This window comes from Ochrobactrum sp. RH2CCR150 (assembly GCA_014138095.1).
Lineage (GTDB): Bacteria > Pseudomonadota > Alphaproteobacteria > Rhizobiales > Rhizobiaceae > Brucella > Brucella gambitense.
Genome location: JACGXE010000007.1, coordinates 123,897 through 137,417 on the forward strand (window position 1 = coordinate 123,897; position 13,521 = coordinate 137,417).

Here is a 13,521-nt window from a genome sequence, read left to right on the forward strand (position 1 = left end):
GCCAGATGGCCGATACATGGCCTCTGGCAAAGCCTGCTTAACAGCATTCAGCTATCCACGATATTGCTCAACGGTGACCCGAAAGCGCCGTTGAAGCCGCGATAGCGCTGATGGCTGCGATTGAGATGCGCCTGCATCGCTTCACGAGCCAATTCAGCATTTCCGGCGCTGATCGCTTCGCAAATGGCCCGATGCTCGATGACCGTGTTCTGGATATAGTCGGGCGTGATAAGCGAAGGGTTGAGGTCCCGCGAGAACGCTGGCTGAGGCAGTATTTTCAGGCTCATGACACTGAAGAACTCTATAAACGCAAGATTATTCGTGGCCTCCGATATGGATCGGTGGAAAATGAAGTCCAGCTCATCCAACGCAGCTTCATTCTCGATAGACACCTCAAACTGCTTCAGTGCATCCCACATGTTTGCTTCTTGCGCCCAGGAACGCCGCTGCGCAGCCAGCCCGGCGGCATGAACTTCAAAAGCCATGCGCAATTCAAGCAAATCCATGAATGGAAGCGAGAGCCGGGCCAGGGGTTCCAGCATGGATTCGTCCGTGATTGACGTTGTTTCCTTTCCGGGCTCGCGAATGAAAATTCCAACACCGTGCTTGGCTTCCAGCAATCCATCCGATCGCAATGCTGCCACGGCTTCCCGGATGACCGTGCGGCTGACGCCGAGCTTGTCGCCAAGCTCGGCCAGGGTCGGCAATTTATCTCCAACCTGAAGCGTACCGTCACCGATCAATGCCTTGAGGCTCTCAATCGTTCGCGAAGTCAATGTTTTCAATATGAGCCTATCCCAGTCTAAAAATATTATCTTTCTATCGTGATACGCGGTTCGGAAAAGCAATACAAGATATTATCATCGTAGATAGAGATAATATCTCTGTAGATTTTTCTCCCCCTTTCAATGGTGAGAACATTCACAAACAGACAGTCGCACTGCTTATTCCAGCCCAAAAAATCCAAATACAACAAATTCCGTTTTTATAGAAGACCGGTAAAAAAGCGTCTCATTTCCGATCAAATCGTTGTTTTCGTGATTGAATCCCACTATCACGCGCCCGGGGCGCTTAGAATGTCGCCCAAGATTCATTCTTGACAAGTGATATTATTTCAGCAAACCTGACACCATAACACAGCGCAAAGTGATAATATCACTATGCAAAAGCCGTACAGTTTCAGATGTGGCGATTGCGAAATGCGTAACTAAAACAGGGGAATTCGAGATGGGAATCGTTTCTTCCAGACTGGCGGAGTTGGGCCTTGCCCTGCCCAGTGTGACGGCACCGAGCGGAACCTATGTTCCGTTCCGGCTGAGTGGAACCACGCTCTACATTTCCGGACAGGTGCCCCGTGTCGACGGCGTCGACTGCTACTTGGGGCTTGTCGGCGACACTATGGATATCGCAGAAGCGTATCAGGCCGCTCGAATCTGCGCACTCAATCTTCTGGCGCGCGCTTCGATGGCCCTTGATGGCGATCTGGACCGCATTTCTGCCTGCCTGCAGGTGCGAGGCTTTGTGAATGCCGTGCCAAACTTCAAGAGCCATCCCGCGGTGATCGATGGCGCATCCGATCTTCTGGTCGAGGTTCTCGGCGAGAAGGGTCGACATGCCCGCACCGCATTGGGCGCAGGTTCCCTGCCCCGCGGTTTCGCCGTCGAAGTCGACGCCATTTTCGAAGTTCAGTCCTGAGCGGCGATTTCCTTTCTGCCTATACATATGAAGCGAGAGATAGATGTCTGAACAAGCCATCACGATGAGCGCGGTCAATAAATGGTATGGCCAGCTTCACGTACTCAAGAATGTGAATCTGGACGTGAACAGGGGCGAACATATCGTTCTTTGCGGCCCCTCCGGCTCGGGTAAATCAACGCTTATCCGGTGTATCAATCACCTTGAGGAAATTCAGGACGGCACCATCGATGTGAATGGAACGCGCCTCGGCAATAAAGGGGCCAATGTCGATCATATCCGACGCGACGTTGGCATGGTGTTTCAACAGTTCAATCTTTTCCCCCATATGACTGTACTTGAAAACTGCATGCTTGCACCACGCCGCGTGCATAAGGCTTCGACAGCCGAGGCAAAAGAAAAGGCCATGCATTTTCTCAAACGGGTGCATATCGCGGAACAAGCCAATAAATATCCGGCCCAGCTTTCCGGAGGCCAGCAGCAGCGTGTGGCCATTGCACGCGCGCTTTGCATGGGACCGAAGATCATGTTGTTCGATGAGCCCACATCGGCGCTTGATCCTGAAATGGTGAAAGAAGTTCTCGATACGATGATCTCGCTTGCTGACGACGGCATCACCATGATCTGCGTGACCCATGAAATGGGCTTTGCGCGCGCCGTTGCCCACCGCGTTATTTTCATGGATCGCGGAGAGATTATAGAAAGCGCCCCTCCCGCAGAATTCTTCGGAAATCCCAAGCACGAACGCGCCAAGGCATTTCTGGGCCAGATCCTCAATCACTAACGAAACAAAGGGGAACCAGGCGAAATTACGGGAGCTTGCCAATGCAATATAGTTTCGACATGGGGCCGGTTCTGGCGGCCTGGCCACTGCTGCTTAGCGGCGCGTTACAAACCCTGAAGATATCCTCCATCTCGATGGCGCTTGGGCTAATGCTCGGCATTGTCTTCATGTTGATGCGCATGAGCTCGATACGAACCGTATCCCGGGTGGCATTTGCCTATATCGAACTGATCCGCAACACACCGTTTCTGGTACAGGTATTTTTCATCTTCTTCGGAATGCCATCTCTTGGCGTCACTTTGACAGCCACACAGGCGGCAATTCTCGCCATGACGCTCAATTGTGCGGCTTATGCAGCCGAAATCGTGCGCGGCGGGGTGGAGTCCATCAAGAAGGGTCAGGTGGAAGCAGGACGCGCGCTTGGACTTCATACGCTCGACGTCTATCGTTTCATCATCTTTCGGCCGGCCATTCGTGCGGTCTACCCGGCGCTTTGCAGCCAGTTCATCCTGATGATGCTCAATTCCAGTCTGGTGGCTTCAGTCTCCGCAGAAGAGCTCACCTATGTCGGGCAAATGATCGACTCCGAGACGTTCCGCAGCTTCGAAGTCTATTTCGTACTCGGCGTTATCTATCTCGCGCTTTCGCAGTTCTTCTCCATCGTTCTCCAACTCATTGGCAGAACTTACTTTTCCTATCCGACGAAGTGAGGCAGACCGATGATACGCAGTTTCGGCTTTGCAGAATTCCTGTTCATTCTCGAAGGGGCTCGCTGGACAGTCATCCTGTCACTCCTCGCCTTCGTCTTCGGTGGCGTATGCGGCCTCATCGTGGCCCTTGGACGCACGAGCAACAAGAAATGGCTTCGCTATTTCATGGCGACATATATCCAGATCTTTCAGGGCACACCGCTGCTGATCCAGCTTTTCTTCGTCTATTTCGGCCTGCCGCTGCTCGGCATTCGTGTTGATGTCTGGGTCGCGCTGATCATCGGTCTTTCGCTCCATACCAGTGCGTTTCTCGGTGAAATCTGGCGAGGCAGCATCGAGGCTGTATCAGCGGGGCAGGATGAAGCGGCCCGCGCTCTTGGCATTGGCTATGTCCGTCGCATGTCGGATGTCGTGCTTCCCCAGGCATTCCGCATCGGCCTGCCCGCAACCATTGGTTTATGGTCAATCTGATCAAGGGCACAGCACTGGCGGCTTTGCTTGGACTGACCGAGCTGACGCGCTCAGGGCAGCTGATGGCGAACATTACCTTCGAGCCGCTCAAAGTCTACGGCGCTGTCGGCCTTGTCTACTTCGTGATCTGCATTCCGCTCACCTATTACAGCGCCCGTATCGAAAAGCGCCTGAATGCGTCCCGTTGAATAACAATAAAACAACCAGAGGTAAGAACATGTTTAATTCAAGTTTCGCTCGTTCCAAAGCTTCATTCGGTTTCACGATGGGCCTGCTCGCAACGGTATGCATGGCCACTGCGGCTGGTGCCGCAACGCCGGAAGAAATCAAGGCCAAGGGCACCGTAACCATCGGCGTACAGATGGATCAGTTTCCATGGGGCTTCATCGATGAAAATGGCAAGAATGGCGGCTATGACGTTGATGTAGCTGACCTGATTGCAAAGGAACTGGGCGTTCAAATCAAGTTCGAGCGCATCACCGGTCAGAACCGTATTCCCCTTCTCACCAATGGCATGGTCGATTTTCTTGTTCCATCCATGACCATCACACCAGAGCGTGCCAAGGTCATTCAGTTCGCCATTCCCTATTCATCCAACGACATCACTGTCTGGGGCAAGAACGACGTTGATATCAAGGGCAATGATGATCTGGGCAAATACATCATCGGCGTCAATCGCGGCAGCGTTTTCGAGCCGGTCCTGAAGAAAGTCGCTCCAGCCAACACGCAGATCAAGCGCTTCGATGACGATGCAACCACAGTACAGGCGCTTCTGTCCGGTCAGGTCGATGCCATTCTGGGCAGCGTGACCTATGGGCTCGTGATCGACAAGACCGGTAACAGCGGCAATTACGGCCGCAAATACAAGGTCGCAGACAATTTCCAGGCAATGGCGGTTCGCAAAGGCGACCAGGAAATGCTCGACTATCTGAATGATTTTGTCACCCGCCATACAGCGGACGGCTCGCTCGACGGCCTTTACAAGAAATGGATCGGTGTGGATCGCGCAAAGCTGCCGACTACCGTCGAAGGGGTGGATTTCACCGGCAAGAACTAAGGCAGACTGACTGGTGAACGTCTGAACGTTTCAAGTTAGCCGCAACAATACGAAGCAACAGTTTTGAACCGGCAGGCACCGCCTGCCGGAACGAGGAAACACGTGCCTGAACCGCGGCCTTCCAGCCCGGCCCCGCACTTAACGCATAGAATCTGATCTTGGGAGTTAGGCAAGACATGACGATAGATGGCAAACTGATCAGGGTTGGCGTCGACATTGGCGGAACCTTCACCGATGTGGCGATGGAAGTTGGTTCAACACTTCACTCAACCAAGGTTCTGACCGATTACGCGTTTCCTGAAAATGCGATTGTCAAAGCCATTCGCGAAGTCGCGGAGAAGGCCGGTATAGCGCTGAACCAGATCGACACAGTGATCCACGGTACTACTCTGGCGACAAACGCCCTGATCGAACGTCGTGGTGCAAAAACTGCGCTCGTCACGACCAAAGGCTTTCGCGACGTCATCGAAATGCGCACCGAAAGCCGCTTCGAGCAATATGATCTCGATATTGTCCTCCCGGCCCCGTTGGTCGACCGTAGCGACCGCTTCGTTCTTGACGAACGCATGGGCGCAACAGGTGAAGTGCTCAAGCCTCTGGATGAGAGCGAGATGGAAGCGCTTTGTGATCGCATCATCGCGCAAGGCTATGAGAGTGTCGCCGTCGGCTTCATCCACTCCTACCTCAATGGCGAACATGAGCGCCGTTTCCGCGACAGGCTGCTGGGCAGGAAGCCTGATCTTTCCGTCTCGATTTCATCGGAAGTCTCGCCGCAAATGCGCGAGTTTCAGCGCTTCAATACCGTCTGCGCCAATGCCTATGTCAAACCGTTGATGGCATCCTATCTCAATCGACTGGTTGGTCGTCTTCACGATGAAGGGCTTGTTGCACCGGTCTTTATGATCCACTCGGGCGGCGGCATTATCAGCGTCGACAGTGCAATTGAGTTTCCCGTTCGCCTGCTCGAATCCGGACCGGCTGGCGGCGCGATTTTCGCGGCCCATATTGCAGCCAACCACAAGCTCGATCAGGTCGTGTCCTACGACATGGGCGGCACCACTGCAAAAATCTGCCTGATTGAACAGCAGACACCCAAAACGTCGAAGACCTTCGAAGTGGCGCGCACCTATCGCTTCAAGAAGGGCAGCGGCATGCCAATCTCCATCCCGGTCATCGAAATGGTCGAAATCGGCGCTGGCGGCGGCTCGATTGCAACCGTCGATGCCATGCGTCAGATACGCGTTGGTCCGCACAGCGCAGGTTCGGAACCGGGACCAGCCTGCTATGATCGTGGCGGTGTCAATCCAACCGTGACTGATGCAGATGTCATCCTTGGTCGCCTTGATCCCGACAGCTTTGCCGGCGGGTCGATGAAACTGTCGCGCTCAGCATCCGAAAGCGCCATGGATGCAGATATCGGCAGCAAGCTGGGTTCAGATGTTGCCACCTCAGCTTATGGCCTCAGCGAAGTCGTCGATGAGAATATGAGCAATGCCGCGCGTATGCATGCGGTGGAGAATGGCAAGGAACTTTCCGAGTTCACCATGATTGCCTTTGGCGGCGCGGCCCCGGTTCATGCTGCGCGACTTTGCGAAAAGCTTGGTGTCAACGATCTGCTTATCCCGCCTGGCGCTGGTGTCGGCTCTGCAATCGGCTTCCTGCGTGCGCCTTTTGGTTTTGAATCGGTTCGCAGTGCTTATAGCCGCATCAGCCGCTTCGACGCCAACGCCGTCAATACTGTGATAGCCGAACTGGTACAGGAAGCGACGTCTTTCGTGCGGTCGGGCGCGCCCAATGCTAACCCCTCGCTCGAATGCACGGCTTACATGCGCTATGTCGGGCAAGGATGGGAAGTGCCGGTTACCATCGAAGTCCGCGATTATACCCAAGCGGATGCCTCGCTTTTCAGCGCGCTTTTCGATGAGTGCTACGAGCGGTTCTTCGGCCGCGTTATTGATGGACTGGACGTCGAAATCGTCAGCTGGTCGCTGCGCGCCAGCGCCGATGCAGCCGCACCCACACCCGCCAAACCCGTTACGAAACAGTCGACGGCAACCATATCCGGCCAGCGCAAGGTGTTCGACGTTCTCGAAGAACGTTTCCTCGACGCCAGTGTCGTCGACCGCAGCGACATGAAGCCGGGCGACTGGATCTCTGGTCCGGCCGTCATCACAGAACGCGAGACGTCGACCATCGTGACCTCAAGCCGCGAAGCGATCATGCAGACCGATGGTTGCCTGTTGCTGCGCGCCAAGGCCGCCTGAAGGAGTTTACCCATGTCAGTGAAACCTATTTCCGATGTTCACATGCAAATCATGTGGAACCGCCTGATCTCAGTCGTCGAAGAACAGGCCGTAACGCTAATTCGTACAGCCTTCAGCACCAGTGTGCGTGAATCCGGCGATCTATCGGCTGGTGTGTTCAATCGCGCCGGACAGATGATCGCACAGGCGGTGACCGGCACGCCCGGACATGTGAATGCGATGGCGGAAGCCGTTGGCCATTTCATCAATGATATCGGACGCGAGAACATCTTCGAGGGTGATGTCTACATAACCAACGATCCATGGAAGGGCACGGGCCACCTGCATGATTTCACCGTCGTCTCGCCGAGCTTTCGCGACGGCGCACTGACCGGTTTCTTTGCCTGCACCGCCCATGTGGTGGATGTTGGCGGCCGTGGCTTTGGTCCCGATGCCAATGAAGTTTATGAGGAAGGCATCTTTGTGCCGATCATGAAGTTCGCGGAACGCGGGGTGGTCAACAAGGATCTCGTGAACATTCTGCGCAACAATGTTCGCGAAAGCCATCAGGTCGTTGGTGACGTCTATTCTCTCGCCGCCTGTAACGAAATCGGTCATCGTCGCTTGATGGACATGATGAATGAGTTCCGGCTCGACGATCTGGAAGGACTGGCTGAATTCATCTTCAAGCGCAGCTATGATGCCACGCTTGAGAAGCTGGCGGCACTTCCACACGGCACCTATTCCAACGTGATGCGAGTGGACGGTTACGGTGATCCCATTGACATCGCAGTGCGTATTGACGTCCATGCCGATCACATACTCGCAGATTTCAACGGTACATCCGCGCCAAGCCCCAAAGGCATCAATTGTCCGCTGATCTATTCGGCTGCCTATGCCTGTTACGGCCTGAAATGCTCGATTGCACCGGAAATCCCGAATAATCACGCATCGCTTCTTCCCTTCAAGGTAATTGCGCCGAAGGATTGCATTTTGAACGCGCAACACCCTGCTCCGGTTTCCGTGCGCCACGTGCTCGGCCATCTGGTGCCAGATGCAGTGCTTGGTGCCGTCCATAAGATGCTGCCCGGTCGAGTACCGGCGGAAGGCTCAGGCGCGCTGTGGAACCTTCATGTTAGTGCACGTCCGCTTTCCGGCGACAAGGCCCCGAAAGATGGCGGCCAGCGTGCGGAGGTTCTTCTGTTCAACAGCGGCGGAGCCGGTGCCCGCTCCCATCTTGATGGGCTAAGCGCCACCGCCTTTCCAAGCGGTGTTCATTCGATGTCGATCGAGGCGACGGAACATGTCGGCCCGGTTATTTTCTGGCGCAAGGAATTGCGCGACGGTTCCGGCGGCGCCGGAAAATTCCGTGGCGGGCTTGGTCAGGTTGTCGAGATTGCGCCGACGGACGGACATGAGATCTACTTCAATGCCATGTTTGATCGCATCAAACACCCGCCGCGCGGGCGTGAAGGCGGCGAGAATGGCGCACCTGGTGCAGTTCTGCTCGATGATGGCTCGGTGCTTAATGCCAAGGGCCGACAGCATGTCCCCGCTGGACGCAGGCTCATCCTGCAATTGCCGGGTGGCGGCGGTTATGGCGCTGCGGATGAACGATGCCCGGATGCCAAGCAGCGCGACAAAGAATTCGATTATGTCGTGAATGGCTGACACCAAACCCTGCCAGAAGCCGCCTTTAGGGCGGCTTCTCTCTTTTTTCGATCAGCAGATGAGAGCATAGCAATGCAATATGAAAACAGAAGATCGGCGGGCATTCAGTCCTCACCGAGCATGGCTGTTTCGATGGCCGCCAAAAAACTGCGCGCGGAGGGCCGCGACATTATCGACCTGTCTCTGGGGGAGCCTGATTTTGAGCCGCCGCGCCATGTTCTCGATGCAGCCTGCGCAGCAGTCAACGCTGGCGGTGTGCGGTACGGAGCGGCAGCCGGCACTGAAGCGCTTCGCGCCGCGATTATCGCCAAGTTCAGGCGCGACAATGATCTTGATTTTTCACCGGAAGAGCTGACCGTCGCTAATGGCGCAAAGCAAATTTTGTTCGACGCCTTCCTCGCGACGCTCGAGCAGGGTGACGAAGTGATCATCCCCACACCTTGCTGGGTTTCTTACGGCGATATCGTTTCCTTGCATGGCGGCACGCCGATATATGTTGAATGCGGGCCGCAACACGATTTCAAGCTGACAGTCCAACAACTGGAAGAGGCCGTGACGCCACGCACCCGTTGGCTGATGCTGAACTCACCATCCAATCCCACGGGCGCGATTTACAGCGCTCCGGAATATCGAGCACTCGCAACGGTTTTGGAACAACACCCGCGTGTTCTCATCCTTTCCGATGAGATTTATGAGCACATCTTGCTGCGCGATCATCCTTTCGTTTCGTTCGGAAGCATATGCCCGCAATTGCGTGATCGGACCCTCATCGTCAATGGCGTCTCGAAAGCCTATGCAATGACGGGCTGGCGGGTTGGTTACGCGGCAGGCCCAAAGGCGCTCATCGCCGGGATCAACAAGATGCAATCGCAAAGCGTCACGTCTGTTTGCAGCATTGCACAGGCGGCCGCGAAAGCCGCGCTCGACGGAGACCAGAGTTTTGTGCAGGAAGCGGCAGAGACTTTCCGTCGTCGCGCCAATCTTGTTGCGACCTATCTTTCAGAAATACCCAACATTGATTTTCGCCAGCCAGACGGCGCGTTTTATGCCTTCATCGGTGTCAGCAAGCTGATTGGCAAAACAACGCCAGCAGGCGTGACGTTGAAAAGCGACACTGATGTTGCAGGATATCTGCTGAATGATTTTGGTGTGTCCAGCGTGCCGGGTATCGCCTTTGGCGCGCCCGGCTTCATCCGCTTGTCGATTGCCGCCTCGGAAGCAGAACTGACTAAGGCTTGTGAACGCCTGAAAGAAATGGCCGCGTCACTTTAAACGCGACCTATGTTGCATCTCGTAAAGAAACCGCGGGTTAACAACCCGCGGTTCTTCTTACTGGGCGCTCAAGCCGCTTGCTTGCGGCTATATTTACCGATGAGCGCTTCAAGAAGGCCTTCTTCCTCTCTCGTCAGATCGCAAAGCGGAGAACGAACTTTTCCGGCCTTGAAACCCTGAAGACGCACGCCTGCCTTGATGGCAGCCACGGCATAACCCTTCTGGCGGTTGCGAATTGCCATGAACGGATAGAAGAACTCGTTGAGAATGCGCTCACAGGTGGCACGTTCACCAGCCCTCAGCGCGCGGTAGAATTCCACCGCCAAGCCCGGAACGAAATTGAAAACCGCAGAAGAATAGGTCGTAAACCCGGCGCCCAGATATGCTTCGGCGAAGAGCTCTGCCGTCGGCATTCCGCCGAGATAGGTCAGACGATCACCCATCTTGGCTGTAATCTGGCGGACAAGCCCGATATCGCCCACGCCATCCTTGAAACCGACAAGATTAGGGCACTCATCACACAAGCGCGCCAGAGTATCAGCCTGAAGGACAGCATTATCACGATTATAGACCATCACGCCGATGCCAATCGACTGACAAATGCGCTTGACGTGTTCGTAAAGACCCTGCTGGGGAGCATCGATCAGATAATGCGGAAGAAGCAATATGCCGTCCGCGCCAGCCTTTTCAGCCGACTTTGCAATCTCAATCGCCATGTCGGTGCCATAGCCGCAGCCCGAAACAATCGCGGTGCTGCTGTTGCCAACAGCCTCCTTTGCCGCTGACACAATGGTCGGAATCTCACTCGGGCGCAAAGAAAAGAACTCACCAGTGCCGCCAGCCGCGAACAATACCGGCGCATCGAAGCCCGAAAGCCATTCGACATGGGCTTTATAGCTTTCAGGTGCAAATTGCCCCTCGGCATCGAAGTGCGTTACCGGGAAGGAGAGAAGTCCTGCTCCAAGCTTTTCCTTGATCTGCTGCGGTTCCATATGTTGACCCCTTTTTTGATGTCTGCATATGACCTAGCGCGATCAGATAATACATGTCAACAACTTATATTATAAATTAGAGCGAACTTGTCTGAGAATGCTGCGGTACCGCATCTGGCTTCCCTTCAAATGCCGTCGCATCGCCGACCGCGCAGCTTCTTCATCACCATTTGAAATGGCATCAATGATCTGGGAATGCTCTTCATGGATACGCGCAATATAGTCGGCCGAGTTTGTATCCGATTGGGAATGCAAAGCCGCACGCGGAATGACGCCGCTACCGATCATCGTCAGAAACTCTCGAAAACGGGGGTTGTTGGCCGCATCAGCAATCGCCAGATGCAATGCAAAATCAGCCTCGGCTGTCGGGAGACCTGCCTCGAGACAGCTCAACACCTGTCGATGACTGTTGATTATGGCCTCTTCCTGTTGGGGAGAACGGCGCAGCGCAGCAAGCCCTGCGGCTTCCACCTCCACCCCCGTGCGCAGCTCAAGCAGCTCTATAACCGAGGAAACCCGGTCATAATCGAGGTTATGGAACGGCATTGTTTCAGCCGACTGCGCCTCCAGCACAAAAACACCAGCCCCCTGACGCGCTTCCACGAGGCCATCGGCACGAAGGGCTGCAACAGCCTCGCGAATAACCGTGCGGCTGACGCCATAAGATTCTGTCAGTTTCGCTTCGCTAGGTAGCTTCATTCCGGGCTTGAACGCGCCTGACTGAATAAGCTTTTTCAGTTCGCCGCTGACTTTGACAACGAGATTGCCTGCGGGGCGAATGGTTGCCTCATCGTTCTTTGTCACCATCGTCACCATCTCGCGCACTGTTTCCTGTAACTCTTTGGTATCAGGCCAACGGGGCGCTCACAAGTCATGCAATGACAGTCATAGGAGGTCTTACCCGGATTTATCATATTTGTATGATGAGTTCGACACATCTAACGAAAACACCGATCTGCGTGAAACAGATCGGCGTATTCGTTTCAAAGGGCAGTACTGGCTCTTAGGCCAGGACTAAACCTAATTATTTCTTGGATTTGTATTCCTTTTGGTAGACTTCGTCAGCCATCGTTCGCAATGCACGTCCGATTGCAGCGTATTCATACTCGTTGAGATTGGCGAGCGATGCGCGGCCAGCCGGTTGCTGCGTGCCAAAACCTGTACCCGGCAAGAGAACGATGCCGGTTTCATCGGCAATCCGGAACAAGAGCTCGGTCGGCGAAATGTTCTTTTTGACCCAGGCGGCGAAATCATCGCCATAAAGACGACGCGCGATCTCTTCGAGATCAAGCAAAGTATAATAGTCGACCTCGTTGCTATCGGTTTGTGGCGACAATCCAAGCTCGCGATAAAGTGCAGCCTCGCGATTACGGATGAGTTTCTTCAGCTCTGCCTTGTAAGCATCCTTTTCATCCATGAGACCGAACAGGGAGAAAAGAACCATCTGGACCTGCTGCGGGGTGGAAAGACCCGCAGTGTGATTGAGCGCGACGGTGCGGCTGTCCGCGACAAGACGGTCGATGAACTTCAGCTTTGAAACATTGGGAACCAGCGATGAATAGCGCTGATCCAGTTCCTTTCTCGCCGAGCCCGACAAGTCCTTCAGCTTTGCGTCCAGAACGTTATCCTTCTGCATAGCAATCGCACCAAGTCGCCAGCCCGTCGCGCCGAAATATTTCGAGAACGAATAAACGAGCATCGTGTTGTACGGGCATATCGCGAAGATCGATTTGAAGTCATCGGCGAATGTTCCGTACACATCATCAGTCAGGATGATGAGGTCGGGGCGCTTTTCCTTGACGATTTTGGCGATCTGGTCCAGCCCACGCTGATCAACCTTGACCGATGGCGGGTTGCTCGGATTGATCAGGAAGAAGACCTTGACCGATTTGTCGAGCAGCTTGTTCAGCTCGGCCTCTGGATATTGCCAACCCTGCTTCGGGTCTGCATTGATATGCACTTCTTTCAGCCGGTAATTGTTCAATTCCGGGATTTCGATATAGGGCGTGAAAGCAGGCATGCCGATAGCAACCGTATCGCCTTCCGCAAGAATTTTGTTCTGCTTCAGCGTATCGAAGATATAGGTCATGGCGGCCGTTCCGCCTTCGACCGCAAACAGATCGATTTTATCGGAGCTCATATAGCCGCCGATCATTTCGCGAACGAGATAGTGCTTCACGATCTCTTCGCTGATTTTCAGCATGCGCGGCGGAACAGGATAGTTACAGCCGAGAATGCCTTCCACCATTTCATGAAGATACTCGGACGGTGAAAGTCCCAGTTGATCGCGTACATAAGAGAGCGACCGCCCCAGAAACTGGACGCCGGGCTGATCGCTATTGTCGGAAATAAAGCGCTGGAACCGGCCCTCAATGCCTTCAATCTTCGGGAGTCCGCCGACACCCGTTGAGAGGTAGGAATAGGACAGTTCTGCTTCCGCAACCGCAAACAGCCCAAGACGCAGGAATGCCCGCCGTGGCAATGTGGCCAGGAAGTTGGGGTTGCCGCGCCCAGCATTTAACATAGCATGGTTTGCTTTGCTGGAAGCAAGTTCGATAAGCGCATCCTTCAGCTCAAACGGGCTCAGCTTTGCATATTTGCTATATTCATTTTTCGCCATGATCTA

At 54.5% G+C, this 13,521-nt stretch carries 11 protein-coding genes and 1 pseudogene; 8 read left to right on the plus strand and 4 right to left on the minus strand.

The annotated features are described in order from the left end of the window. Window positions 1-47: 47 nt before the first annotated feature. Window positions 48-785 carry a FadR/GntR family transcriptional regulator gene (locus FHW03_RS15855; RefSeq protein ID WP_182521508.1) on the minus strand — a complete coding sequence of 246 codons (738 nt, stop codon included), beginning with the start codon at window positions 783-785 and terminating at the stop codon, window positions 48-50. A 442-nt stretch (window positions 786-1,227) separates the two neighbouring features. On the opposite strand from FHW03_RS15855, the gene FHW03_RS15860 reads away from it, so the two are divergent. The 8 genes and pseudogenes from FHW03_RS15860 (at window position 1,228) to FHW03_RS15895 (ending at window position 9,903) form a co-directional block, all read left to right on the plus strand. Next, on the plus strand, window positions 1,228-1,695 hold the full coding sequence (locus tag FHW03_RS15860; RefSeq protein ID WP_182521509.1) for a RidA family protein: 468 nt from the start codon (window positions 1,228-1,230) through the stop codon (window positions 1,693-1,695). 43 nt (window positions 1,696-1,738) lie between these two features. After that, complete coding sequence (locus tag FHW03_RS15865; protein WP_182521510.1) at window positions 1,739-2,479, plus strand: amino acid ABC transporter ATP-binding protein; 741 nt, start codon at window positions 1,739-1,741, stop codon at window positions 2,477-2,479. Window positions 2,480-2,520: 41 nt separating this feature from the next. Beyond that, the gene (locus tag FHW03_RS15870) at window positions 2,521-3,189 is read left to right on the plus strand and encodes an amino acid ABC transporter permease (RefSeq protein WP_182521511.1); all 669 of its coding nucleotides are present in this window, start codon (window positions 2,521-2,523) and stop codon (window positions 3,187-3,189) included. A 9-nt stretch (window positions 3,190-3,198) separates the two neighbouring features. Next, window positions 3,199-3,848: pseudogene (locus FHW03_RS15875) on the plus strand (amino acid ABC transporter permease). A 29-nt stretch (window positions 3,849-3,877) separates the two neighbouring features. Next, window positions 3,878-4,717, plus strand: a complete 840-nt coding sequence (locus FHW03_RS15880; protein WP_182521512.1) for a transporter substrate-binding domain-containing protein — start codon at window positions 3,878-3,880, stop codon at window positions 4,715-4,717. Between the two features lie 176 nt (window positions 4,718-4,893). Then, complete coding sequence (locus tag FHW03_RS15885) at window positions 4,894-6,981, plus strand: hydantoinase/oxoprolinase family protein (protein ID WP_182521513.1); 2,088 nt, start codon at window positions 4,894-4,896, stop codon at window positions 6,979-6,981. Between the two features lie 12 nt (window positions 6,982-6,993). Further along, window positions 6,994-8,631 carry a hydantoinase B/oxoprolinase family protein gene (locus tag FHW03_RS15890; RefSeq protein ID WP_182521514.1) on the plus strand — a complete coding sequence of 546 codons (1,638 nt, stop codon included), beginning with the start codon at window positions 6,994-6,996 and terminating at the stop codon, window positions 8,629-8,631. A 72-nt stretch (window positions 8,632-8,703) separates the two neighbouring features. Beyond that, window positions 8,704-9,903 carry a pyridoxal phosphate-dependent aminotransferase gene (locus FHW03_RS15895; RefSeq protein WP_182521515.1) on the plus strand — a complete coding sequence of 400 codons (1,200 nt, stop codon included), beginning with the start codon at window positions 8,704-8,706 and terminating at the stop codon, window positions 9,901-9,903. 68 nt (window positions 9,904-9,971) lie between these two features. Here FHW03_RS15895 and kdgD read toward each other — a convergent pair whose 3' ends face one another. The 3 genes from kdgD to FHW03_RS15910 form a co-directional block, all read right to left on the minus strand. Continuing rightward, window positions 9,972-10,895, minus strand: a complete 924-nt coding sequence (kdgD, locus tag FHW03_RS15900; RefSeq protein WP_182521516.1) for a 5-dehydro-4-deoxyglucarate dehydratase — start codon at window positions 10,893-10,895, stop codon at window positions 9,972-9,974. Window positions 10,896-10,964: 69 nt separating this feature from the next. Next, entirely contained in the window at window positions 10,965-11,702 is a 738-nt protein-coding gene (locus FHW03_RS15905) for a FadR/GntR family transcriptional regulator (protein ID WP_182521517.1), read from the minus strand. Between the two features lie 217 nt (window positions 11,703-11,919). Continuing rightward, entirely contained in the window at window positions 11,920-13,515 is a 1,596-nt protein-coding gene (locus tag FHW03_RS15910) for a bifunctional aspartate transaminase/aspartate 4-decarboxylase (RefSeq protein ID WP_182521518.1), read from the minus strand. Window positions 13,516-13,521 lie beyond the last annotated feature (6 nt).

Coding starts and splice junctions, on each gene's coding strand:
- FHW03_RS15885 (WP_182521513.1), top strand. CDS start 4,894: ATGACGATAGATGGCAAACTGATCAGGGTTGGCGTCGACATTGGCGGA.
- kdgD (WP_182521516.1), bottom strand. CDS start 10,895: ATGGAACCGCAGCAGATCAAGGAAAAGCTTGGAGCAGGACTTCTCTCC.
- FHW03_RS15890 (WP_182521514.1), top strand. CDS start 6,994: ATGTCAGTGAAACCTATTTCCGATGTTCACATGCAAATCATGTGGAAC.
- FHW03_RS15870 (WP_182521511.1), top strand. CDS start 2,521: ATGCAATATAGTTTCGACATGGGGCCGGTTCTGGCGGCCTGGCCACTG.
- FHW03_RS15910 (WP_182521518.1), bottom strand. CDS start 13,515: ATGGCGAAAAATGAATATAGCAAATATGCAAAGCTGAGCCCGTTTGAG.
- FHW03_RS15860 (WP_182521509.1), top strand. CDS start 1,228: ATGGGAATCGTTTCTTCCAGACTGGCGGAGTTGGGCCTTGCCCTGCCC.
- FHW03_RS15865 (WP_182521510.1), top strand. CDS start 1,739: ATGTCTGAACAAGCCATCACGATGAGCGCGGTCAATAAATGGTATGGC.
- FHW03_RS15905 (WP_182521517.1), bottom strand. CDS start 11,702: ATGGTGACAAAGAACGATGAGGCAACCATTCGCCCCGCAGGCAATCTC.
- FHW03_RS15895 (WP_182521515.1), top strand. CDS start 8,704: ATGCAATATGAAAACAGAAGATCGGCGGGCATTCAGTCCTCACCGAGC.
- FHW03_RS15880 (WP_182521512.1), top strand. CDS start 3,878: ATGTTTAATTCAAGTTTCGCTCGTTCCAAAGCTTCATTCGGTTTCACG.